The organism is Actinokineospora baliensis (genome assembly GCF_016907695.1).
In the GTDB taxonomy this organism is placed as follows: Bacteria; Actinomycetota; Actinomycetes; order Mycobacteriales; family Pseudonocardiaceae; genus Actinokineospora; species Actinokineospora baliensis.
Window position 1 is genome coordinate 7,284,702 of the sequence record NZ_JAFBCK010000001.1, and the last position, 22,363, is coordinate 7,307,064.

The following is a 22,363-nucleotide window of genomic DNA, read 5'->3' on the forward strand; positions in this document are numbered from 1 at the left end:
CCGCCAAGCAGCCGTCACGTCGCCCTCCTTCTCTCCCGCACGAGCCCGAACGTGGTGAACGCGGTGCGCTCGGGCAGCGCGTGGACGGCGCGCCCGGTCACGGCGTTGAGGATGGTCGCCGACCGCCAGGCGGTCAGGCCCAGGTCGGGGGCGCCGACGCCGTGGGTGTGGCGCTCGGCGTTCTGCGCGAAAACCGACCCGGTGATGCCCTCAGCGAGGCCGACCCGGAACTCGGCGTCGACGGTGAAGCGGCCCGCCGCGTCGCGTGGACCGATAAGCGGCCCCAGCAGGCGCGCGGCGTCGCGTTCGGCATAGCCGGTCGCGCACACCACTGCGTCGGTGCGAATGGTGGCTGTGGCCCCTTGGTGCCTGTGGCGCAGGGTCAATTCAATCGCCGCGTCGGCTCTATAGGCCGCTGTGACCTCTACGCCGGGGGTGAGGGAGACATCTGGCCAACCACCGCCGACAGTGCGGTCATAGAGCTCGTTCTGGATGTCGGCGATGGTGTCCGCGCTGATCGCCTTATAGAGCTGCCACTGCGTGGGGACGAGGGCGTCGCGGGTGGGTTCAGGGAGGCCGTGGAAGTAGCGGGTGTAGTCCGGGGTGAATTGCTCCAGCCCGAGCTTCGAGTACTCCATGGGCGCGAAGGCTGGGGTGCGGGTGAGCCATCTCAGTCCGCCGCCCCGTCTGCGTAAGAGGTCGAGGAAGACCTCCGCACCGGATTGACCGGAACCAACGACCGTGACGTCGTCGAGGCCTAAGAGGCTGTCGCGCACGCCTAAGTACTCAGCGGAGTGGTACGCGACGCCTCTTAGCGGTTCGGGGATCACGGGCTCGGTGCCGATGCCCAAGACCACGTTGCGGGCTAGGACGGTCTCGGCCTCGGTGACGACTTCAAAGGCTTCTTGCGCCGCGGACCACCGAACCGCTGTCACGTTCTGCCCGAAGGAGCAGGAAGGCAAACGTTTGACAGCCCACCGGCAGTAGTCGTCGTACTCGGCGCGCGGGATGTGGAAGCGCTCGGCGAAGTAGAACGGGAACAGGCGGCCCTTGTCGCGCAGGTAGGCCAAGAACGACAGCGGGTGGGTGGGGTCCACCAGGGAAACGAGGTCCGCGAGGAACGGGACCTGCAGGGTGGTGCCATCGATGAGGAGGCCGGGGTGCCAGTGGAACGCGGGCGCGCGGTCGAAGAACCGCGCGCGCACGTCGACCCCGGACGCGAGCGCGGCCAGGGACAGGTTCGCCGGTCCGATTCCGACCCCGACCAGGTCTAGCGGCACTGGTCCGCCTTGTCCGCCACCAGGTCGAGCAGCGGCAGGTAGTGCTCCGGGGTCGCGTGGGGGTGCAGCAGCGTCAGCTTCAGCCAGAGCCGGGGGGTGCCGTCGGCATCGGGCATCGCCGCCCGGCCGAGCACGGCGACCCCGTCGTCGAGGAGTCCTCTTCGGACAGCCGCGACCAGCGCGTCGCCGTCGTCGGACTCGTCGGCCGCGCGCGGCCGCAGCAGGACCGTGGACAGTGTCGGCTCTCCCCACAGCCGGAGGCGGGTGTGCGCGGCGACGGCCCGGGCGACGTCGGTGGCGGTGTCGCAGCAGCGGTCGACGAGTTCACCGAGCCCCGCGGTCCCCAGCGCGCGGGCGGTGACGGCGATCTTGAAGGCGTCCGGCCTGCGTGAAGTGCGCAGCGAACGGCCGAGCAGGTCGGGCAGGCCCGCTTCGGTGTCGTCGTCGGCGTTGAGGTAGTCGGCGCGGGTCGCGAGCTTGGCGGTCAACTCCGTGTCGCGGCAGGCGATGATCCCCGCCGCGATCGGCTGCCAACCCAGCTTGTGCAGGTCCAGCGCGATGGAATCCGCTTGATCGATACCCGCGAGCCGCGCCCGGCGGCAAGAGCTGAACAGCAGCGCGCCGCCGTAGGCCGCGTCCACGTGCAGCCACGCCCCGGCCGCGCGGGCGACCTCGGCGATGGCCGGGAGGGGATCGATCGCGCCGGAGTTCGTGGTTCCGGCGGTGGCGATGACGACGGCGGGCCGGTCGAGGGTCGCCAGGGTGGCCGCGAGCCGGTCGGGGTCGAGGCGGTCGGCCTCGGTGCGGACGGTGATCGGGCGGGGCAGGCCGAGCAGCCAGGCGGCACGGGCCACACTGTGGTGGGCGTTGTCGCCGCACACCACGACCAGGTCGGGACCGAGGGTTTCGCGCGCCAACAGCACAGCCGTCAGGTTCGACTCGGTGCCGCCGCTGGTGACCAGCGCGTCCGGTCGCTCGGCTCGCGGGTAGCACAACCGGGCCACGCGGTCAGTCAGCGCCCGCTCCAGCGCGCTCGCGGCGGGCGCCTGGTCCCAGGAGTCCATCGAGGGGTTGAGCACGCTCGCGACCAGGTCCGCGGCGGCGGCGACCGCCAGCGGCGGGCAGTGCAGGTGCGCGGCGCACCACGGGTCGACCGGATCGGCGGACCCGGTGGCCAGCACGGCCGAGAGCTCCGCGATCGCGGCCTCGGCGCCGATCCCGGTCACCGGCAGCGGGTCCAGGGTGGCGATGGTCCGCTCGACCGCGGCCGGTCCGCCCGCGGGCAGCGGCCCCCCGCGTTCACGCACCCCGGCTCCGAGCGCGGCCAGCGCGACCCCCACCAGTCCGCCCACCGTCTCCGCCCCCGCCAGCGCGGCGGTCGTGTCACCGACCCCGGCCGGTACCCAGTCGAGCCCGTTCGCGTGCACCCGGACCATCCCCGCGCCTTTCTTAGGTTTGCCTATCCTTACTTACGATAGTGGGCGGCCACCTTTCCCGATCGAGCGACACTGGGGATCTTGCTTGGCTCAGCCCTTCGGCGCCAGGGTGCGCACGACCTCGGCGGGGTCTTCGCCGGTGGGCAGCACGGACAGGATCGGAACACCGACCCCGGCGTCCACATAGGAAGCGACCCGCTCACGACACTCATCGGGGTGCCCGTGCACGATCAGCTCGTCCACCACCGAGTCCGGAATCGCCGCATTCGCGGCGGCTCTATCACCGCGCGCCCACGCCTCGTGCATCGGCCGGAGCGCCTCTCCCCTGCCGAGCCACTCGTGGAAGGCCGCATAGACGGGGACCGTCAGGTAGCTGCTGATCAGGAGCCTGCCTAACGCCCGCGCCGCGTCCTTGTCCTTGGTCGGGCACACGAGAATCCGCGCCACGAGTTCCGTGTCGGGCGTCAATTCGGCTCTTACGGCCGCGACGTCGGTTGGGGCCACCCAGTTCGTGATAGCTCCATCACCGAGCCTTGCGGCCAACCGGAGCATGCCCGGCTTCAGCGCCGCCACCATGATGTCCGGGGGCGTGACCGGCGGGCGGTCCAGCCGGAACCGCGAAATGGAGAAGGTGTCGTAGTCGGCACTGACCTTCTCGCCCGCGAGTGCGGCACGCAGGAAGACAAGCGTGTCCCGAACGCGCCTATAGGGGTGATGGAACACACCCCCGTTCCAGCCCTCGACAATGGTGGCCGAGGACGAGCCAATGCCCAGGGTGAACCTGCCCGGGGCCAACTCGGCGATCGTCGCGGCGCTCATCGCGAGCAGAGCGGGCCCTCTGGTGAAGACCGGCGCGATGGCGGTACCGAGGTGCAGCGCTGGCGCCCACTCGGCCGCTAGGGCCAACGGGGTGAACGCGTCGGTACCCGCGGTCTCGGCGGACCAGAGGTCCGTGTAGCCGAGATCGGGCAAGGAACGGACCAGGTCGCGGTGCGCGGGGAGCGGGATCCCGCTCAACGGCAGTGAAAGCCCCCACCTCGATGCCATGCCACCCCTCCCAACCAGCCACAACCGTCGCCGGAGGGTACCGGCGGTGCTCAGGGGTGGAGGTGGGGCGACACACGGGTTTCGCCGGGGAACTTGGACAAACCGCCGCTGGGGTGCGGCCCCGATCGGACCGCACCCCGGTCCGGCTACGCCACGCCCAGGGCGGACTTCAGCCAGCGCACCTGCAGCAACAGGAAGTTCTCCGCCACGTCGTCCTCCTGCGGCGTCATGTGCGTGACCCCCGGCAGCGGCAGCAGCGCGTGCGGGCGCCCGGCGGCCACGAGGGCGCTGGACAGGCGGATGGCGTGCGCCACGACCACGTTGTCGTCGGCGAGGCCGTGGATGATCAGCAGCGGCCGGTCGAGCTTGGGCGCGTCGTCGATCAGGGAGTTGTTCGTGTAGGTCTGGGGGGATTCGTCGGGGTGCCCCAGGTAGCGCTCGGTGTAGTGGGTGTCGTAGAGGCGCCAGTCGGTCACGGGGGCGCCCGCGATGGCGGCGTGGAAGACGTCGGGCGCCCGCAGGACGGCCAGCGCCGAGAGGTAGCCGCCGTACGACCAGCCCCGGATCGCCACCTTGGTGAGGTCCAGGTCGGGGTGGTTGGCGGCCACGGCGTGCAGCGCGTCCACCTGGTCGGTGAGGGTGGGGCCCGCGAAGTCACCCGCGATGGCGCGCTCCCACTCGGGACCCCGCCCGGGGGTACCGCGGCCGTCGGCGACCAAGACCGCGAAGCCCTGGTCGGCCAGCCACTGCGGGGCCAGGAACGCGTTGCGTGTGGAGAGCACCCGCTGCGCGTGCGGGCCGCCGTAGGGGTCCAGGAGGACGGGCAGCGTGCGGCTGCCGGGGACGTGGCCGGTCGGGTACAGCAGGGCCACCCGCAGGTCGCGCTCGCCGACGGTCAGCAACTGGACGTTCGGGGTCACGCCGGGGTCGACCGCGTGGCTGGCGACCTCGCCCGCCGCCTGCCCGCCGCGCAGCACCTGGACCCTGGGGCCGGACCAGTCCAGCGACCACGAGGTCAGCACGACGACGTCGCCGGACCTGGCCGCCGAGTGCACGCCGTCCACAGTGGACAGGCGGCGGTCGCCCGCGTAGACGTGCACCTGGGTCGGGTCGTCGGCCGACGCGGTGTAGAGCACGTCGTCGGCAACGTCGAGGACCGCGCGGACCTGCAGGTCGCCGCTGACCTCGGTGTCGCCGACGACCAGGCGGTTCGCGCCGTCGCGGGCGGTGACGCGGACGAGCTCGCCGGACGGGGTCCACGCGGGCACGCCGGGGGTGATCTCGACCCAGTGCTCGTCGGTCTCGGTGTGCAGGAGTTCGGTGACGCCGGTGTCGGGGTCGACCGCCAGGACCTGGACCTCGCGCTGGTCGCGCGACTGCACCGCGATCAGCGGCTTGCCCCCGGTCGACCAGTGCGCGGTGACCAGGTACGGCAGGTCGACGCCGTCCCAGTCGACGTCGACGCGGGTGCCGTCGAGGCCGATGACCGCCAGCGAGACGTACACGTTCGGGGTGCCCGCGGCCGGGTAGGCCACGACGGCGGGTTCGCTGCCCGGGTTCGCCGGGTCCGCGATGTGCCAGCGCTGGACCTCGCGCCGGTCGGTGTGCGCGACCAGCAGCCTGGTGCCGTCGGGGGACCACCAGTAGCCGCGGGAGCGGTTCATCTCCTCGGCCGCGATGAACTCGGCCAGGCCCCAGGCCCGGTCCTCACCCTCGGGGGTGGCCAGCGCGCGGTCGTCGGTGCCGTCGACCGCGACCACGCGCAGCGCGTTGTCGGCGACGTAGGCCACGTGGGTGCCGGTGGGGTTCGGCCGCGGGTCCACCACCGGGGTGGCGACGGGCAGTTCACGGGTGTCACCGGTGACCGCGTCGGCGGCGAAGAGCCTGCCCGACAGCGCGAAGGCCGCGACCCGGGCCGCGCTGTCGGTGGCGACGCCCACCACACCGGCGCCCTGCTCGCGGCTGCGCTCGCGCCTGGCCCGCTCCTGGTCCGAGAGCTCCTCCGCGCCGCCGAGCAGCACCGCCGGGTCACCCAGTCGGGTCTCCTGGCCGGTGCCGAGGTCCTGCCGCCACAGGAGGTGGGTGCGGTCCTCGCCGGAGCCCGACCGCAGGAACAGCAGGTGACCGCCGTCGGGGGCGATCCGGAACTCCCTCGGCGAGCCGAGGGTGAAGCGCTGGGTCCTCGCCTGTAGGCGGAGGAACGAGTTCTCACTGGTCACGCGGACAACCTAGCCGCAGCGGGCCCGCCGCGGCAGCCCGTGCTCCCGGCTGGTGGGCGCCCGCGCGGGTTTCTTGGCCAACCCCTTGGGATTCCACAGGTTCCTCACATGCGCGGCGCCGACAGTAGTGGCATGGACGGATACCCCCAGCCCCAGATCCCGCACCAGCAGCAGCCGGTTCCCGGCCACGGACCGTTTCCCGGACCGGTCCACGGATCGATCCCCCCGGCGTTCCTGCCCCGTCCCGGACTCCCAGAACCCCCGCGCGGCAAGGTCCGGCGCGGCACGGTGGCGCTGGTGGCCGCCGCCGTGCTGGGGGCCGGGGTGCTCGGCGGGGCCGCCGGGGCGTACTTCGGCTCGGACGGGGCCAGCACCCCGTTCACCACCGTCAGCGCTTCGGCGCAGACCGTGTCGGCCACCACACCGACCGATGTCAGCGCCGTGGTGGCGAAGGTCATGCCGACCGTCGTCGAGATCACGACCCGCACCTCCACCGCGGAGGGCATCGGCTCTGGCGTGGTCCTGACCGCCGACGGCCGCATCCTGACCAACAACCACGTGATCGACGGCGCCCGGGAGATCACCGTCACCTTCTCCGACGGCACGACCGCCACGGCCAAGGTCGTCGGGACCGACGTCAGCGCCGACCTCGCGGTCATCCAGGCCGACGGGGTGAGCGGCCTCACCCCGGCCGTGCTGGGCGACTCGTCGCAGGTCAAAGTCGGCGACGAGGTCATCGCCATCGGCTCGCCCGCCGGACTGCAGGGCACGGTGACCACCGGCATCGTCAGCGCGCTCGACCGCGACGTGTCGATCCCGTCGGAGTCGAGCTCACGCGGCATGCGCGGCAGCGCCGCCACCACCGGCGCGGTGTCCTACAAGGCGATCCAGACCGACGCGTCGATCAACCAGGGCAACTCGGGCGGCCCGCTGTTCGACACCCTCGGCAGGGTCATCGGCATCAACTCGGCCATCTACTCGCCGGTGTCCAGCATGGACGGTTCGGCGGGCAGCGTCGGCATCGGGTTCAGCATCCCGATCGACACCGCGAAGGAGGTGGTGACCCAGATCAGCTAAGAGAACCTCGGGGAGCTGGGCCGCGCGATCGGGGTCGCGCGGCCCTTACCCGTGTCAGTCCTGAGTGGAGCTGCCTACGCGGTAGCGGAACTCCTGTGTGGTGGTCTCCCGCTCTATGGTGACCTCCATGCGGTCGCTGACGAGGATGGCCTCGTCGTCGACCAGCGGGGTGGAATCGCGCTCTAGCGTCAACCGGGTACTGCGCAAGCACAGGGATCCCTGCGGTACGGCTAAGAGGGTCGCGAGTTCCGCGTTCACCGCTATAGGCGCGATGGTCTCCGTGGCGCGGGCTGGGACCTTGCCGCAGAGTTCGGTCAAGAGGTGGTAGAGCGACTTGGTGCGGAAGTCGGCGTCCACCAGCGCGCCCCCCAACGGGTTGGGGATGCGCGAGAGCTGGTGCACGACCGGCCGGGAACCGACCAGTCGCAACCGTTCCACCTCCAGGACCCGGTCCGCGCGCAGCCGCCGCGCGATGTCCGGTGACGGGGTCACCACTTCCGCGCGCAACTGGACCGTGGTCATCGCGATGCCCTGGGCCGCGAGGTCGTCGACGATGCTGCCCAGGCCCGCGGCCAGGTAGGGCACCCGGTGCGCGCGCACGAAGGTGCCCTTGCCCGCGACCTGCTCGACGATCCCCTCGTCCTCCAACGCGCGCAGCGCCTGCCGCAGGGTCATCAGGCTGACCCCGTACTCCTCGCTGAGCTCCCGCTGCGGCGGCAGCGGCCTGCCCGCGCGGAACTCCGCGGTGGCGATCCGGCGCACCAGGTCGTCTTGGATCGCGACGTACTTCGGCGGCAAGCCGGACCTCCCGCTCGTGGGAAACGTGGGTGTCCCACCGTACCGCCGGGGGAGATCCACTCTGGACCCCGTCCACGACCGGGGTCCACGACCGGGTGGCCCGATGATCAGCCCAGTGCCGACCGGAACCCCGCCACCAGGTCGCCCACGGACCCGCCCTCGGCGATCCGCCGCATCACCGGAGCACCGATGATCACACCATCGGCGTGCTCGGCGAGCGCGGCGGCGTTGTCCGGCGTCGAGACGCCGACCCCCACCAGCACCGGCTTGTCGGCCACCGCTTTGACCCGATCGGCGGTGGTGCGGGCGGAATCCGCGAGGACGGCGCGCTCGCCGGTGACCCCCATGACGCCCATGGCGTAAACGAACCCCTGGCTGCGCGCGCACAGCTCCTCCAGGCGACCGTCCGGTGTGCTGGGAGCCGCCAGGAGCACTGTGGCGATACCGAACTCTTCGGCGACCTCAGTCCATTCAGCGGCTTCTTCCATCGGCAGATCCGCGAGCACAACACCGCCTACGCCCGTTTCGGCGAGCCTGCGCGCGAAGGCAACGTGGCCATACCGGTGAACGAGGTTGTAGTAGGTCATCACGACAAGAGGCACCGAACCCCTATAGGCGGCCAAGTCCTGCAGGACCGTGTCCGGCGTGGTTCCACGCTCTAGGGCCCGCACAGACGCAGCTTGGATGACCGGACCATCGATCACCGGATCACTGAAGGGGATTCCGATCTCTATGGCGTCCGCACCGGCGTCCACCGCCTCGTGGACGTAGTCCAACCAGTTCTCGCTAACGCCCCCGGTGACATAGGGCATCAGTACAGGTCGGCCTACCTCGCGCAGGCTCGCCTCGAGGGTGGTCACTGGGTCTCCTTGGGGTTGGCCAGCAGGTCGCTGATCTGCTCCATGTCCTTGTCGCCGCGGCCGGACAGGTTGACCAGCACGGTTGAGCCGTACGGGATGGACCCGCCCGCTTCGCGGAGCAAGTACGCGAAGGCGTGCGCGGACTCCAACGCGGGGATAAGACCCTCGGTCCGGCTCACTACGCGAACGGCGTCCATGACCTCGTCGTCGGTGACCGACGGGTAGCTCGCCCGCCCGATGTCGGCGAGGTGCGCGTGTTCGGGTCCGATGCCGGGGTAGTCCAAGCCAGCCGACACCGAGTAGGCCTCTAGAACCTGACCTGCGTCGTCCTGCAGCAACATGCTCTTAGAGCCGTGGACGACACCGACGAGATCGCCGCCAATGGCAGCACCACCGGCGGCCTCCACCCCGATCAGCTCAGCGTCGGTGTCGGCGAAGCCCGCGAAGATCCCCGCCGCGTTGGATCCGCCGCCAACACAAGCGAGGACGTGGGTGGGGATGCCGCCTTCGAGCATTTCGGCGCACTGCGCGCGGGCCTCGTCGCCTATGACGCGCTGGAACTCGCGCACCAGCCACGGGTAGGGGTGGGGTCCCATGACCGAACCGATGCAGTAGTGCGTGTCGGCGACGGTCGCGACCCAGTGCCGCAAGGCTTCGTTAACCGCGTCCTTGAGCGTCCGGCTGCCGGAGGTGACCGGGACGACCGTCGCGCCGAGCAATTCCATGCGGAACACGTTGAGCCGTTGTCTGGCCACGTCGACCTCGCCCATGTAGACGACGCACTCGAGGCCGAACAGCGCGCAGGCGGTCGCGGTGGCCACCCCGTGCTGCCCGGCCCCGGTTTCCGCGACCACCCGCCGCTTGCCCATCCGCTTGGCCAGCAGCGCTTGGCCGAGGACGTTGTTGATCTTGTGTGAGCCGGTGTGGTTGAGGTCCTCGCGCTTGACCAGGACCCGCACGCCGAGCAGGTCGCCGAGGCGGTGGCACTCGGTCACCGGGGACGGCCGCCCGGCGTAATGCCGCAGGTGGGCGTCCAGTTCGGCGCGGAAGTCCCGGTCGGCCCAGGCGTCGGTGAAGGCGGTCTCGAGCTCCAGGCAGGCGGGCATGACCGGCTCGGGGACGAACCGGCCGCCGAAGCGCCCGAAGAACCCCCTCGCCGAGGGCGGACCCATCGTGGTGTTGGTCATGACAGCGATACTCATCGAGCCGGGTCGGCGAAGTCAAGACATTTCTGTTCTAGAACTCTTGTGATACAAGTTCTAGAGCTGAGCAGAGGTCACGGAGCGTCTCGCGGCACGGAACCGCAAGGCCCTGACGTGGCGGTGGCCGGTTTCCGCCGCTGTACCGGGGGCGCCGAGAAGCCCAAGCGGACTGTTCACCCACCGGCCATCTGACGGTCCGGAACGCCGTGGTGATCGTTCGGCGAGTGCCAGAAAGGTGGTGATCCCGAACGGACTACCGAACCAGGGAAAGGCTTGGACATGTCCAGTCGCAAGGCCAGTCGGATGACGAGGACCGCAGGGGTGGTGACCGCGGTGGTGGGCGTCGTCGCGGCAACCGCCGTCGCGGTGCTCTCCGCCCCCACCGCCACCGCGGCCACCAGCACGTTCACCCCGGTCGCCGACACCTACGTCGACAACGGGAGCACCGGCACCAACTACGGCACCTCCGGCCAGCTCGGGGTGGACGGTTCCCCGGTCAAGCGGATCTTCCTGCGGTTCACCGTCAGCGGCCTGACCGCCCCGGTCACCGGCGCGACCCTGCGGGTGCACACCGACGACGTCAGCGGGTCCAACAGCCCCGCAGGCGGCACGGTCAAGGGGCTCAGCAGCACGTCGTGGTCGGAGACCGGCACCACCTGGTCGAACCAGCCCGCGATCGACGGCGCCACCCTGGCGACCCTGGGCTCGGTCAGCCGCAACGCCTGGTACGAGGTCAACGTCGGCTCGCTCGTCACCGGCAACGGCACCTACAGCATCGCGATCACCTCGACCAACAGCGACGGTGCCGACTACGACTCGCGCGAGTCGGGGTCGTCGACCGCTCCGCAGCTGGTGGTCAGCACGGACACCCCCACCACGACCACCCCGCCGACCACCACAACACAGCCCTCGGGTGACCCCGTGCTCGTGGGCGCCGGTGACATCGCCGACTCGGGTTCCGGTGACACCGCCACCGCCGCGCTCTTGGACAACATCGCGGGCACTGTGTTCACCACCGGCGACAACGTCTACACCAACGGCACCGCGTCGGAGTTCACCACCTACTACAACCCGACCTGGGGCAGGCACAAGGCGCGCACCAAGCCGTCCCCCGGCAACCACGACTACAACACCTCCGGCGCCACCGGCTACTACAACTACTTCGGCGCGCAGGCGGGCCCGTCGGGTCGCGGTTACTACTCCTACGACCTGGGCAACTGGCACGTCGTCTCGCTCAACAGCGAGATCAGCAAGTCGACGGGCTCGGCTCAGGAGCAGTGGCTGCGCGCTGACCTGGCCGCCAACACCAAGCCGTGCACCCTCGCCTACTGGCACAAGCCCCGGTTCACCTCCGGGTCCAACCACGCGCCGGACACCTCCGCGGGCCCGCTGGTGCAGGCCCTCTACGACTACAACGCCGAGGTCGTCGTCACCGGCCACAACCACCAGTACGAGCGGTTCGCGCCGATGAACCCCAGCGGCACGGCGGACTCGGCGCGCGGCATCCGGCACTTCGTCGCGGGCATGGGCGGTGCGGGCTTCTACGGCTTCGGCACCATCCAGCCCAACAGCGAGGCCCGCAACAGCAACACCCACGGCGTCCTCAAGTTCACCCTGCACGCCAACAGCTACGACTGGCAGTTCGTCCCCGAAGCGGGAAAGACCTACAACGACAGCGGCAACACCGCCTGTCATTAGGAACTGCTAGGCGCTAAGTCGTTGTGCTGCCGGGTCGGGGGCTTCCCTGGCCCGGCGGCACTCCCCCATGGAGGTCGCGGGTGTACCTGTCCACGGTTAGCCGACCAGAGGTGGCCGAGGAGTCGAGCCGGCGAAGGCGCCGGGTGAGCGGCAACGTCATCGCGCTGGGCTCGGTCAGCCTCATCACCGACATCTCCTCTGAGATGGTCACCGCCGTCTTACCGCTGTACCTCGTGGTGGGCCTAGGTTTGAGCCCACTCGCCTACGGCGCTCTAGACGGTCTCTACACGGGAGCCACCGCTCTGCTCAGACTCGTCGGTGGCTATGTCGCCGACCGCACTCGACGGCGTAAGGCCGTCGCGGGCGTTGGCTATGGTCTTGCGGCCATAGCCAAGCTGGGACTCATCGCCGCCGGGAACTCCGCTGCGGCGATTGGGGCGGCCATCACCGCGGACCGGGCGGGCAAGGGTTTGCGCACCGGACCCCGGGATGCGCTGATCACGCTGTCGACCCCTGAGGACCAACTGGGTCGCGCGTTCGGGGTGCACCGCTCGATGGACGCCATGGGCGCGTTCATCGGTCCGCTGGCAGCGGTCGGTGTACTCGCGTGGGCGGGGTCGCAAGAGTTCGATGCGGTGTTCTTCGTCAGCTTCCTGGTCGCCGCGTTCGGTGTTGTTGTCCTCGTGCTGTTCGTTCGGGATAGGCGAGAGGACATCGCGCCCAAGGCAGTGAACGTCCGAGCTGCTGTGGGGCTGTTGCGGCACAAGGGCGTCGGGAGTCTCTTGCTGGCGGCATCCTTGCTGGGACTCGTAGTGGTCGGCGACGGGTTCGTGTACCTGCTGCTTCAGAAGCGCGGGGACCTCTCTATGGGTTGGTTCCCCCTCTTGGCCGTAGGTACGAGCCTGGTCTACCTGCTGCTGGCGACCCCTCTAGGCGTGCTGGCCGACAAGGTCGGTCGCGCGAAGGTCATGCTTGGTGGCTATAGCGCGCTCGCGTTGGTCTACCTGGCACTGGTCAGCTCTATAGAGGGCCTACCGCTGATCATCCTTGTCCTGGTGCTCTATGGCGTCTTCTACGCCGCGACCGATGGCGTCCTGATGGCACTGGCGGGTCGAGTCCTGCCGAAGTCGCTGCGCGCTACCGGTATGGCCTTGGTGCAGACCGGGCAAGCGTTGGCGTACCTGGGTTCTTCAGTCTTGTTCGGCCTCTCGTGGCAGCTGTGGGGCCCCACCGCGGCCTGTGTCGCCGCCGCGGTCGCTGTCGTCGTCGCCATTGTCGTGACCGCGTTGATCTTCGCGCGGGTGAACCGGAGCGTGCAGTCATGATGAGTATCAAGAACCGAATCCTCATCGCCCTCGCCGCGGCGGCGGTGTTGGCGGGCGCGGCGGTGTTCTACGTGGTGCGATCGGCCCCGGCCGACACGCCATTGGCGAGCAACCCCGGTCCCCTGCGGGAGGTTGACCACAGCAACCTCCAGGTCCTCACCAACGGCGTCGTTTCCGTGGTCTCGGCGACCAACCCGAGCGCTCCGAGGTCGCTGAGCGACCGCCGCTGCGACCGCGCCTATGTCGCTGCGCGGACCAACGTGTGCCTTCTGCCTGTGGACGCCCTCGTAGGCACCAAGCTGGTAGTGCTGGACGACAAGCTCAACGAGCGTAAGACGCTGCCGCTGACCGGCTTCCCCAACCGGCTGAAGGTGTCCTCTAGTGGCCGGATGGTGTCGTGGACGGTCTTCATCGACGGTCACTCTTACGCGACCACCGGGTTCTCCACACAAACCGGCATCCTCGACACGAAGACCGGAGCTGAGGTGCACTCACTAGAGGAGTTCTCCGCGACTGTCGAAGGCAAGCCCTCCCAGGCCGTCGACTTCAACTACTGGGGTGTCACGTTCACCTCCGACGACAACCGCTTCTACGCGACCCTCGGCACCGGCGGTAAGCGCTACCTGATCGAGGGTGACCTGGCTGCACGCACTGTGCGGACGTTGACCACCAATGTCGAGTGCCCGTCGCTCTCGCCAGACGGCAAGCGCATCGCCTACAAGTCGGCCATCGACGCGGACCCGAAGAAGGGGTGGCGTCTGTCGGTGATGGACCTGTCGACGCTGCGCAGCACTCCCCTGGCCGAGGCGCACAGCGTGGACGACCAGGCCGTCTGGTTCGACAACGACACGGTCGGGTACGGACTGCAGCGCGACGACGGCGTGAACGACGTATGGTCGGTCCCGGCCGACGGCACCGGCAGGCCCACCCTGGTCGCCGAGGGCGCGAACTCGCCATCCCCGTTGAGCTGACTCGTTCACCAGATCGGGGTGTCGCTTAATGAATCACCCCATCTGTGTGTGATGGCGCAACGAACAGCCGCTACAAGCAATGCCCAGCGGATGAAATCGACGTGGCCTGGTCTTAGCCTGGGTTCATGACCTCCACCGTCTCTCCCGCCACCGGCTCGCGCACCCCGGCTGACTTCATCGACCTCGACAACCGGTGGAGCACGCACAACTACCACCCGCTCCCGGTGGTGATCGCCGAGGCCGAGGGCGCGTGGGTGACCGATGTGGAGGGCAAGCGGTACCTGGACTTCCTCGCCGGGTACTCCGCGCTCAACTTCGGCCACCGCCACCCCGCCCTCGTCGCGGCCGCCGTCGACCAGCTCGGCAAGGTCACCCTGACCAGCCGGGCGTTCCACCACGACCAGCTCGGGCTGTTCTGCCGCGAGCTGGCCGAGCTGACCGGCACCGACCTGGTGCTGCCGATGAACTCCGGCGCCGAGGCGGTCGAGTCCGCGCTCAAGGTCGCCCGCAAGTGGGCCTACCAGGTCAAGGGCGTGCCGCAGGACACCGCGGAGATCATCGTCGCCGGGTCGAACTTCCACGGCCGCACCACCACGATCGTGTCGTTCTCCACCGACGCCGTCGCCCGCGCCGACTTCGGCCCCTTCACCCCCGGCTTCACCTCGGTCAAGTACGGCGACGTCGAGGCACTCGCCGCGGCCATCACCGACCGCACCGCCGCGATCCTCGTCGAGCCGGTGCAGGGCGAGGCCGGGGTCGTCGTCCCGCCTGCCGGGTACCTGCGCGAGCTGCGGCGGCTGTGCGACGAGCGCAACGTGCTGCTGATCGCCGACGAGATCCAGTCCGGCTTGGCCCGCACCGGCACCCTGTTCGCCCTGGACCACGAGGGCGTCCGCGCCGACCTCTACACCCTCGGCAAGGCACTGGGCGGCGGCATCCTGCCCGTGTCGGCCGTGGTCGGCCGCGGCGACGTTCTCGGCGTGCTCAAGCCGGGCGAGCACGGCTCCACCTTCGGCGGCAACCCGCTGGCCTGCGCGGTCGGCCGCGCGGTCATCCGGCTGCTGGCCACGGGCGAGTTCCAGGAGCGGTCCCGGGTGCTCGGCGACCACCTGCACAGCGCCCTCAACGAGCTGGTCGGCCGCGGGGTGGCCGAGGTGCGCGGCCGCGGGCTGTGGGCGGGCGTGGAGATCGCGCCAGGCGGCCCCACCGGCCGCGACGCCTCCCAGGCCATGATGGCGCGCGGCGTGCTGTGCAAGGAAACCCACGACAGCACCCTGCGGGTCGCGCCGCCGTTGGTGATCACCACCGCCGAGATCGACCGGGGTGTCGAGGTCATCGCCGAGGTGATCGCGCACTGAGCTCCGCATGGCGGCCGGGCACGAGGGCTCCGGCCGCCACGCGGTCACCGCGATTCTGTGTAAACCAGTGCTTCCAGTGGGCCGACCGCCACGGCATAGTGGTCCGGATGGAGCTGGAGGTGCGACACCTGCGCTACCTCGACGCCGTGGGCTGCGCGGGCAGCGTGACGCAAGCCGCCGTGGCGCTCGGGCTCTCGCAGCCGTCCCTGACCGCGCAGCTGCGCCGGATCGAGCAGGTGCTCGGCGGTCCCGTGTTCGACCGCGGCAGGCACGGGGCGCGGCCGACGACGCTGGGCCGGGTGCTGCTGCCGCACGCGCGCGAGGTGCTGGTCGCGCTCGATGAGCTGGGCCGGGCGCTGCGCGAGGTCGGCGCCGAGACCAGCACCCCGATGCTGCGGGTGGGCGCCCGCTCGACGGTCCTGGCGTCGCGGTTCTGCGAGGTCGTCGGCGAGGTGTTCGGCGACAGGGTGATCGACCTGACCGTGCTCGACCGGCAGGTGCCCTGCCTCAACGCGCTCGCCAACGGCCTGGTCGACCTGGTGCTGCACGTCGACTTCCCCGGCAGGGAGACGGTGCCGCCGCCGGGCACCCGGTTGACCGTGGTCGGCATGGAGCCGATCTTCGTGCTGCTGCCGGAGACGCACCCGGCCGCCGCGCGGGCCGAGGTGGACCTGCGGGACCTGGCCGACCTGACCTGGCTGCTGTGGGCGAGCGGCGACGACGAGATGAACCGGCACCTGGTCGCCGAGTGCGACCGGGCGGGGGCGGGCAAGGTCACCATCCGCGAGTTCGACCAGCTCGTCGCCGCCCAGCTCATCCGCCGCGGCGACCCCGTCGTCTTCCCCGTCCAAGCCTTCACCAGCGGCGTCTCCCTCCCCGGCGTGGTCCGCCCCCTGCGCGCCTCCCCCCTCCGAGTCCGCCACGTCCTCCTCCACCCCGCCGACGCCCTCCCCCAAGACCACGTCGACCAGGTCCGCGACAAGCTCATCGACACCTACCGGGCCATGATCCCCGCCCACGGCCGAGTCCCCGGCTGGTGGACCGCCAACCCCGGCTGGCTCGGCTCCTAGTCAGCGCTGCTCCGGGGTGGTGGTCCACTCGGGGTGTTCGGCCAGCCAGTCCCGGTACAGCGGGGTCTGTTCGACGATCCGGTGTTGGGCTTGGGTCAGGTGGGTCCACAGGAGATCGATGGCCTCGGGGGACAGGGGGCCGTCGGCGTGCCAGAGGAGGCTGGTGGTGCAGCGCAGGGGTGTGCCCGCGAGGTGGATGTTGGCCAGGCCCGCGCGGGGGCGTGAGCCTGCGAGGGCGACCAGCACCGCCTCGCCGAGTTCGGCAAGTTGCAGGGCGGTCGTGTAGTTGAGGCCGACGCGGATGTCCACTGAGGTCTGACCGAGGGCCCCGACCAGCAGTTCGTGCAGGCCGTCGTCGTCGGATTCGGCTATGCACCAGGTTTCGCCTGCCAGGGCGGTGATCGGGACCTCGGGCAGGCCCGCCAGCGGGTGGCCTTCGCCGACGGCGACGAACAGGGGTTCCACGGCGACGACCCGGCGTTGGACGCGGGCGGGCAGGTCGGCTCGGCTGTGCGGGTGTTCGACGACGAGGGCCGCTTCGACCCGGTGGTCGGCCAGCAACTCCAACTGCGGGGCGATGTCGGCGAGGGTGCGGATCGACAGGGGGGCGCCGAGTTCGTCCGCGGGCAGGACCGAGAGGCTGGCGACCAGCATCCCCGGGGAGCAGGCGACCCGGATCTCGGCGGGCAGGCGGGTGGGGTGGCGCTCGGCGGCCGCGGAGAAGCGTTCCATCGCGTTGAGCACCGCACCGGCGTGCGCCAGGACGACCTCGCCGAGCCGGGTGGGCAGCGCGCCCGCCGGACCGCGTTGGAACAGCGGGCCGCCTGCGATCCGTTCGGCGCGGCGCAAAGACTCGCTCACCGACGGCTGGGTGACCCCGAGCCGCGCGGCAGCCGCGGTCAGCGAGCCGGCCTCAGCGATGGCCAAGACAGCACGCAGGTGGCGCAGCTCCATGTCCATAGACGAACCCTATGCAACGTTGGGATTGTTTCGGAAGTTCACGCGCCGCACATAGTTGATCCCACGCCCGGTCACCCCGGCTCCGGGCGGGAGAAGATTTCACCCTGCGTCAAAAGGAAACCTCCTCATGAAAATCCGCACCTTGCTGCGGGCTGCCCTCATCCCGGCGGTGCTCACCGCCGCGGCCGTGGCCATGCCCAGCGCGCTGGCGGCACCGCCGCCCGCCGAACAGCCCACCATGTCACCGGCGATCGTCGGCGGCAGCCAGGCCACCGAGACCTACTCGTTCATGGGCTCCATGCAGGTCAACGGCCGCCACGGCTGTGGCGCCTCGCTGGTCGCGTCGCAGTGGATGGTCACCGCGGCGCACTGCGTCACCGGGCAGGGCGGCCAGGTCATGCCCGCCTCGCAGTTCCAGATCCGGATCGGGTCGACCAACACCGGCAGCGGCGGCACGCTCGCCTCGGTGTCCCAGGTCGTCCGGCACCCGTCCTACAGCGGCCAGGTCGGCCCGGGTGACATCGCGCTGTTCAAGCTGAGCAGCGCCGTGTCCCAGGCGCCGATCACCATCAACGACTCGTCGCCCGCCGCGCAGACCTCGACGCGGCTCATCGGCTTCGGGCAGACCTGCCCGCAGCAGGGCTGCGGTGGCGCGTCGCCGACGCTCAAGCAGCTCGACACCCGGATCAACCCGGACAACATGTGCTCGCAGAGCTTCAACGCCAGCACCGAGCTCTGCGTGTACGGCACCAGCAGCGCGACCGCGTGCTACGGCGACTCCGGTGGTCCCGCGGTGGTCAAGTCGGGCACCACGTGGCGGCTCGTCGGCGCGACCAGCCGCGCGGGCGGCAGCGGCAGCACCTGCGGTGGCGGTAGCGCCACCATCTACACCGACGTGACCGCGTACCGCTCCTGGATCAACCAGTACGTCGGTGGCACGGGCCCCGGCCCGGGTCCGGACCCGGAGCCGCCGGGCTGCTCCGCCGCGGCGTGGAACCCGTACACCCAGTACCCGCCGGGCTCGACCGTGACCTACCAGGGCTACGAGTGGCGCAACAGCTACTGGAGCTACCGGGAGGTCCCCGGGGGCAGCTACAACTGGCAGCGCACCGCTACCTGCACCCGCCGCTAAGAGCGGCCTAGAGGTTGGCCGGGGGACACAGGCACCTGTCCCCCGGCCACACCCGGGTCGGCCCGGGTGCCCTCAACCCGCTCGGCTCACCCGAGTTCAGCGGATTACCCGGGAGCACTGGCCCGGAACAACTGGCAGCGCGTCGGCCCGCGCTGTTCAGGGGATAGGGAGCCGGGTGGGGCGGGTGCAGGAACGCCCCACCCGGTTATCGCCGTTCGCGCACGACCCGCTTCTCGTCCCACACCGGCCGGTCCACTTCGGACACCTGACCGTCGGAGCGGAAGACCAGGAACCGGTTGAAGGAGCGGGCGAACCAGCGGTCGTGGGTGACCGCGACGACCGTGCCCTCGTAGGCGGCCAGCGCGTCCTGCAGCGCTTGCGCGGAGTGCAGGTCGAGGTTGTCGGTCGGCTCGTCGAGCAGGAGCAGCGTCGCCCCGGACAGCTCGAGCAGCAGGATCTGCAGCCGGGCCTGCTGCCCGCCGGAGAGCGTCTCGAACCGCTGGTCACCAGCGGCCGCCAAGCCGTAGCGGCTCAGCGCGGACGCGGCGGCGCCGCGGTCGAGACCGGCCCGGGTGTCGTCGCCGTGCCAGAGGATGTCGGCGAGGGTGCGACCGACCCACTCGGGGTGCTGGTGGGTCTGGGCGAACAGCCCCGGCGAGACGCGAGCGCCGAGCCTGCAGACACCGGTGTGCCGCACTGAGTCCAGATCGGACAGCAGGCGCAGGAAGTGGCTCTTGCCGGAACCGTTGGAGCCCAGGACCGCGAGCCGGTCGCCGAAGAAGACCTCCGCGTCGAACGGCTGCATCAGGCCGGTCAACCCCAACTGCTCACAGGTGATGACCCGGACGCCGGTACGACCACCGGTCAGCCGCGGGGTCACCTTCTGCGGGCGCGGCGGCACCGGCGGCGGCCCGGCCTCCTCGAACTTGCGCAACCTGGTCTGCGCGGCCCGGTACCGGCTGGCCATGCCGTCGCTCATGGTCGCCGCGCGCTGCAGCGACCGGACGAGTTCCTTGAGCTTCTCGTGCTCCTCGTCCCACCGCCGCTGCTGCTCGGCTATCCGGTCCCACCGCGCCTCCCTGGCCTCGTCCCAGGTCTCGAACCGGCCCGCGTGCGTCCACGCCGTCCCCGCCTCGACCGTGACCACGTGCGTGGCGACCGCGTTGAGCAGCTCGCGGTCGTGGCTGATGAGCAGCACGGCCTTGTCGGACTCGGCCAGCCGCTCCTCCAGCCAGCGCTTGCCGGGCACGTCGAGGTAGTTGTCGGGCTCGTCGAGCAGGAGGACCTGCTCGCGGCCGCGCAAGAGCGCTTCGAGCACGAGCCGCTTCTGTTCGCCACCGGAGAGGGTGCGCACCTCGCGGAACCTGGCCGTGTCGTAGGGCATCCCCAGCGCGGCGGTGGTGACGGTGTCCCAGAGGACCTCGGCGGTGTAGCCGCCCGCCTCGTCGTAGTCGGCCAGCGCGGCGGCGTAGCGCAATTGCGTTGGCTCGTCGTCGGTCTCCATGAGCGCCAACTCGACGGCGTCCAACTCCTGCGCCGCCGCGCGCAGGGGGACCGGGGCGACGGCCAGGAGGAGGTCCCGCACGGATCGGTCATCGCGGACGGACCCCACGAACTGCGGCATGACGGCCAAACCGCCACGCACGGAGACGGACCCGTCCGGCGCGGCGAGCTCACCGGCGATGATCCGCAGCAGCGTCGTCTTGCCGGCGCCGTTCTCCCCGACCACCGCGACGACCTGGTTGGTGTTGACCTTGAGACCGGCGTCGCGGAAGAGCACCCGCCCGTCCGGCAGGGTGTACGACAGTCCTATCGCCTCAAGGTGGCCCACGCCGTGCATGGTCGCTCACCACGGGCGGTGTCGGCGAGTGACTTTCCGTTGGGCGACGCGCGCGTTGTGCCCGACCGGGCCGCGATGGGCATAGTGGGGCGAGAGGCTCGGGTGGGCGGGAGGGTGTGTGGGTAAGAGGGTGGCCAGCCTGGAGGCGCACCGGTTGATGCCCAGGTTCATGGTGCTGCCCGCGGTCGGGGTGGCGTCGGCCTGCTATGGCGCGGTTGGCCTGGTCGGGCGCGAGGTGTCCGGGCCGACCCCGGAGATCGATTCGCTGGGGTTCGAGGCCGCCGACCGGCTCTTCACCGCCGTGCCGGGGATCGCGGTGCCGCTGTCGTACGCGACGCACCCGGTCGCGGTGGTCGGTGTGATCATGCTCATGGCGGTTGTGGCCCATCGGGTGAGCCGACCGCGGGTCGCGTTACTCGCCGTGTTCGGCCCGCTCGCGGCGGTGGCGGTCAACAGCTGGGTGCTCAAACCGGTTGTCGGCCGCGAACTCGACGACTACCTGGCCTACCCCAGCGGCCACACCACCGCCCTGGTGTCGATCTTGACGGTGTTCACGCTGGTCACGGCGTCGAACGCGGCACCGGGTCGGCGGCTGCGGGCGACGGCGGGCACGGCGGCGCTGTGCCTGGTGTTGATCGCCGCCGCGGTGAGCGCGATTGTTGGCCTGCGGTACCACTACCTGACTGACACGGTCGGTGGTTTCTGCTGGGCGGTCGCGGCGGTGATCACCGTCGCCGCCGTGCTCGACCTGGTGCCCGGCGGGCACCCGGCGCTTCGCCACCGGCGCGCGGGGGCGTACCGTGCGTAACCTGGCAGTGTTTCCCGGTGGTGCGGTGCCTTCGGGCCAACGGAAAGGATGGCGGTGACCGACACACCCATCTACGACCAGATAAGCCAGGAGCTGCGCGCCCAATCCGAGGAGTCCCAAACCCAAGGCGGCAAGCGCGGCCAGCCGGAGTCCGGCACCGGCGTCTCGGTCTGGGCGCTGATCGACGAACACCGCACAACCGACAAACCCGGCCGAAGGCGCGCCTAGCCCCGGTTCTAGAGCGAGGCGTCGCGCGAGAGGGCCACGAGCCTGCTGACCGCGCGCAGGTACTTCTTGCGGTAACCACCGCGCAGCATCTCCGGCGTGAACAGTGCCGACAACGGTTCCCCGGAGACCACCACCGGGATCGCGCGGTCGTAGAGCCGGTCCGCGAAGGCCACCACGCGCAGCGCGACGTCCTGACCGGACAACGCCCGCACCCCCTTCAGGTGCACCGCGCTGACCCCGTCCACGAGCGCGCCGTAGCGCGACGGGTGCAGGCGGGCCAGGTGCGCGCACAACGCGTCGAAATCGTCCACAGTGGACCCTGGACGCGCCTCGGCGGCCGCGGTCAGCTCGGCGTCGGACACCGGGGGCGGCGCGTCGGGCAGGCCGCGGTGGCGGTAGTCGGGGCCGTCGACGCGGACCACGGTGAACCGGGCGGCCAGGGCCTGGATCTCGCGCAGGAAGTCGTCGGCGGCGAAGCGGCCCTCGCCGAGCTTGTCCGGCAGCGTGTTGGAGGTGGCGGCGACGGACACGCCCGCCTCGGTCAGCTCGGCCAGCAGCCGGGTGACGAGCATGGTGTCCCCGGGGTCGTCGAGCTCGAACTCGTCGATGGCCAGCAACCGGTGCGCGCTGAGCCTGGCGACGGCCTCGCGGAACCCGAGCGCGCCGACGAGGTTGGTCAGCTCGACGAACGTGCCGTACGCCTTGGGTCCTGGCACCGCGTGCCAGACCGACGCCAGCAGGTGGGTCTTGCCGACCCCGAACCCGCCGTCGAGGTAGAGCCCCGGCTTGCCGCTCGCCTTGCCGCCCGCCTTGGAGCTGCCGAACACCCGCCGCAGCAACGACGGCTTCTCTGCCCCGACGACCCCACCCGCGAACGCCGCGCACGCCGCCACGGCCGCCGCCTGCGACGGTTCGTCCGGGTTGGGCAGGTAGGTGTCGAACCGGACCCCGCCGAACCGCGGCGGCGGCACCAGCTCGGCGACCAGTTCCTCGGCGCCGACCACGGGCTCCCGGTCGACCAGGTGAGCGGACATGCGGGCGAGCGTAACGGCGT

The 22,363-nt window shown here is 70.6% G+C and carries 19 protein-coding genes; 9 read left to right on the top strand and 10 right to left on the bottom strand.

Features of this window, described 5'->3' with window-relative positions; genetic code table 11:
* Window positions 1–14: 14 nt before the first annotated feature.
* The 4 genes from JOD54_RS32005 to JOD54_RS32020 form a co-directional block, all read right to left on the bottom strand.
* Window positions 15–1,280 carry a lysine N(6)-hydroxylase/L-ornithine N(5)-oxygenase family protein gene (locus JOD54_RS32005; RefSeq protein WP_204455660.1) on the bottom strand — a complete coding sequence of 422 codons (1,266 nt, stop codon included), beginning with the start codon at window positions 1,278–1,280 and terminating at the stop codon, window positions 15–17.
* The gene (locus JOD54_RS32010; protein ID WP_204455661.1) at window positions 1,271–2,716 is read right to left on the bottom strand and encodes a pyridoxal phosphate-dependent decarboxylase family protein; all 1,446 of its coding nucleotides are present in this window, start codon (window positions 2,714–2,716) and stop codon (window positions 1,271–1,273) included. Before JOD54_RS32010 ends, JOD54_RS32005 begins: the two co-directional genes overlap by 10 nt.
* A gap of 90 nt (window positions 2,717–2,806) precedes the next feature.
* Window positions 2,807–3,763, bottom strand: a complete 957-nt coding sequence (locus JOD54_RS32015; protein WP_204455662.1) for an LLM class F420-dependent oxidoreductase — start codon at window positions 3,761–3,763, stop codon at window positions 2,807–2,809.
* Window positions 3,764–3,909: 146 nt separating this feature from the next.
* A complete protein-coding gene (locus tag JOD54_RS32020) occupies window positions 3,910–5,982 on the bottom strand; it encodes a S9 family peptidase (protein WP_204455663.1) in 2,073 nt (690 codons plus the stop codon).
* A 132-nt stretch (window positions 5,983–6,114) separates the two neighbouring features.
* Here JOD54_RS32020 and JOD54_RS32025 point away from each other — a divergent pair, with 132 nt between their 5' ends.
* Window positions 6,115–7,059: a S1C family serine protease gene (locus tag JOD54_RS32025; protein WP_204455664.1), complete on the top strand. Its 945-nt coding sequence runs from the start codon at window positions 6,115–6,117 to the stop codon at window positions 7,057–7,059.
* A 54-nt stretch (window positions 7,060–7,113) separates the two neighbouring features.
* On the opposite strand, the gene JOD54_RS32030 is transcribed toward JOD54_RS32025, so the two are convergent.
* The 3 genes from JOD54_RS32030 to trpB form a co-directional block, all read right to left on the bottom strand.
* On the bottom strand, window positions 7,114–7,857 hold the full coding sequence (locus JOD54_RS32030; protein WP_204455665.1) for a GntR family transcriptional regulator: 744 nt from the start codon (window positions 7,855–7,857) through the stop codon (window positions 7,114–7,116).
* 107 nt (window positions 7,858–7,964) lie between these two features.
* Window positions 7,965–8,717 (bottom strand): tryptophan synthase subunit alpha, encoded by a 753-nt coding sequence (gene trpA / locus JOD54_RS32035; protein ID WP_307860450.1) that lies wholly within the window; start codon window positions 8,715–8,717, stop codon window positions 7,965–7,967.
* Window positions 8,714–9,904, bottom strand: a complete 1,191-nt coding sequence (gene trpB, locus JOD54_RS32040; protein WP_204455666.1) for a tryptophan synthase subunit beta — start codon at window positions 9,902–9,904, stop codon at window positions 8,714–8,716. Before trpB ends, trpA begins: the two co-directional genes overlap by 4 nt.
* 318 nt (window positions 9,905–10,222) lie before the next feature.
* Here trpB and JOD54_RS32045 point away from each other — a divergent pair, with 318 nt between their 5' ends.
* From JOD54_RS32045 to JOD54_RS32065, 5 genes are all read left to right on the top strand, one after another.
* A complete protein-coding gene (locus JOD54_RS32045; RefSeq protein WP_204455667.1) occupies window positions 10,223–11,617 on the top strand; it encodes a CBM96 family carbohydrate-binding protein in 1,395 nt (464 codons plus the stop codon).
* Between the two features lie 80 nt (window positions 11,618–11,697).
* A complete protein-coding gene (locus JOD54_RS32050) occupies window positions 11,698–12,942 on the top strand; it encodes an MFS transporter (RefSeq protein ID WP_204455668.1) in 1,245 nt (414 codons plus the stop codon).
* A complete protein-coding gene (locus JOD54_RS32055) occupies window positions 12,939–13,913 on the top strand; it encodes a TolB family protein (protein WP_307860451.1) in 975 nt (324 codons plus the stop codon). The genes JOD54_RS32050 and JOD54_RS32055 overlap by 4 nt, the downstream gene beginning before the upstream one ends.
* Before the next feature lie 125 nt (window positions 13,914–14,038).
* The gene (rocD, locus tag JOD54_RS32060) at window positions 14,039–15,271 is read left to right on the top strand and encodes an ornithine--oxo-acid transaminase (RefSeq protein ID WP_204455669.1); all 1,233 of its coding nucleotides are present in this window, start codon (window positions 14,039–14,041) and stop codon (window positions 15,269–15,271) included.
* 107 nt (window positions 15,272–15,378) lie between these two features.
* Window positions 15,379–16,341: a LysR family transcriptional regulator gene (locus JOD54_RS32065; protein ID WP_204455670.1), complete on the top strand. Its 963-nt coding sequence runs from the start codon at window positions 15,379–15,381 to the stop codon at window positions 16,339–16,341.
* Here JOD54_RS32065 and JOD54_RS32070 read toward each other — a convergent pair whose 3' ends face one another.
* Complete coding sequence (locus JOD54_RS32070; RefSeq protein ID WP_204455671.1) at window positions 16,342–17,301, bottom strand: LysR family transcriptional regulator; 960 nt, start codon at window positions 17,299–17,301, stop codon at window positions 16,342–16,344.
* Window positions 17,302–17,428: 127 nt separating this feature from the next.
* Between JOD54_RS32070 and JOD54_RS32075 the strand changes: the two genes are divergently transcribed.
* Complete coding sequence (locus JOD54_RS32075) at window positions 17,429–18,433, top strand: trypsin-like serine protease (protein WP_204455672.1); 1,005 nt, start codon at window positions 17,429–17,431, stop codon at window positions 18,431–18,433.
* 205 nt (window positions 18,434–18,638) lie between these two features.
* On the opposite strand, the gene JOD54_RS32080 is transcribed toward JOD54_RS32075, so the two are convergent.
* Window positions 18,639–20,273 (bottom strand): ABC-F family ATP-binding cassette domain-containing protein, encoded by a 1,635-nt coding sequence (locus JOD54_RS32080; protein WP_204455673.1) that lies wholly within the window; start codon window positions 20,271–20,273, stop codon window positions 18,639–18,641.
* A 118-nt stretch (window positions 20,274–20,391) separates the two neighbouring features.
* On the opposite strand from JOD54_RS32080, the gene JOD54_RS35875 reads away from it, so the two are divergent.
* Complete coding sequence (locus tag JOD54_RS35875; RefSeq protein WP_204455674.1) at window positions 20,392–21,081, top strand: phosphatase PAP2 family protein; 690 nt, start codon at window positions 20,392–20,394, stop codon at window positions 21,079–21,081.
* Window positions 21,082–21,135: 54 nt separating this feature from the next.
* Window positions 21,136–21,309 carry a hypothetical protein gene (locus JOD54_RS32090; protein WP_204455675.1) on the top strand — a complete coding sequence of 58 codons (174 nt, stop codon included), beginning with the start codon at window positions 21,136–21,138 and terminating at the stop codon, window positions 21,307–21,309.
* 8 nt (window positions 21,310–21,317) lie between these two features.
* On the opposite strand, the gene zapE is transcribed toward JOD54_RS32090, so the two are convergent.
* Window positions 21,318–22,343 (bottom strand): cell division protein ZapE, encoded by a 1,026-nt coding sequence (gene zapE, locus JOD54_RS32095; protein WP_204455676.1) that lies wholly within the window; start codon window positions 22,341–22,343, stop codon window positions 21,318–21,320.
* Window positions 22,344–22,363: the final 20 nt, after the last annotated feature.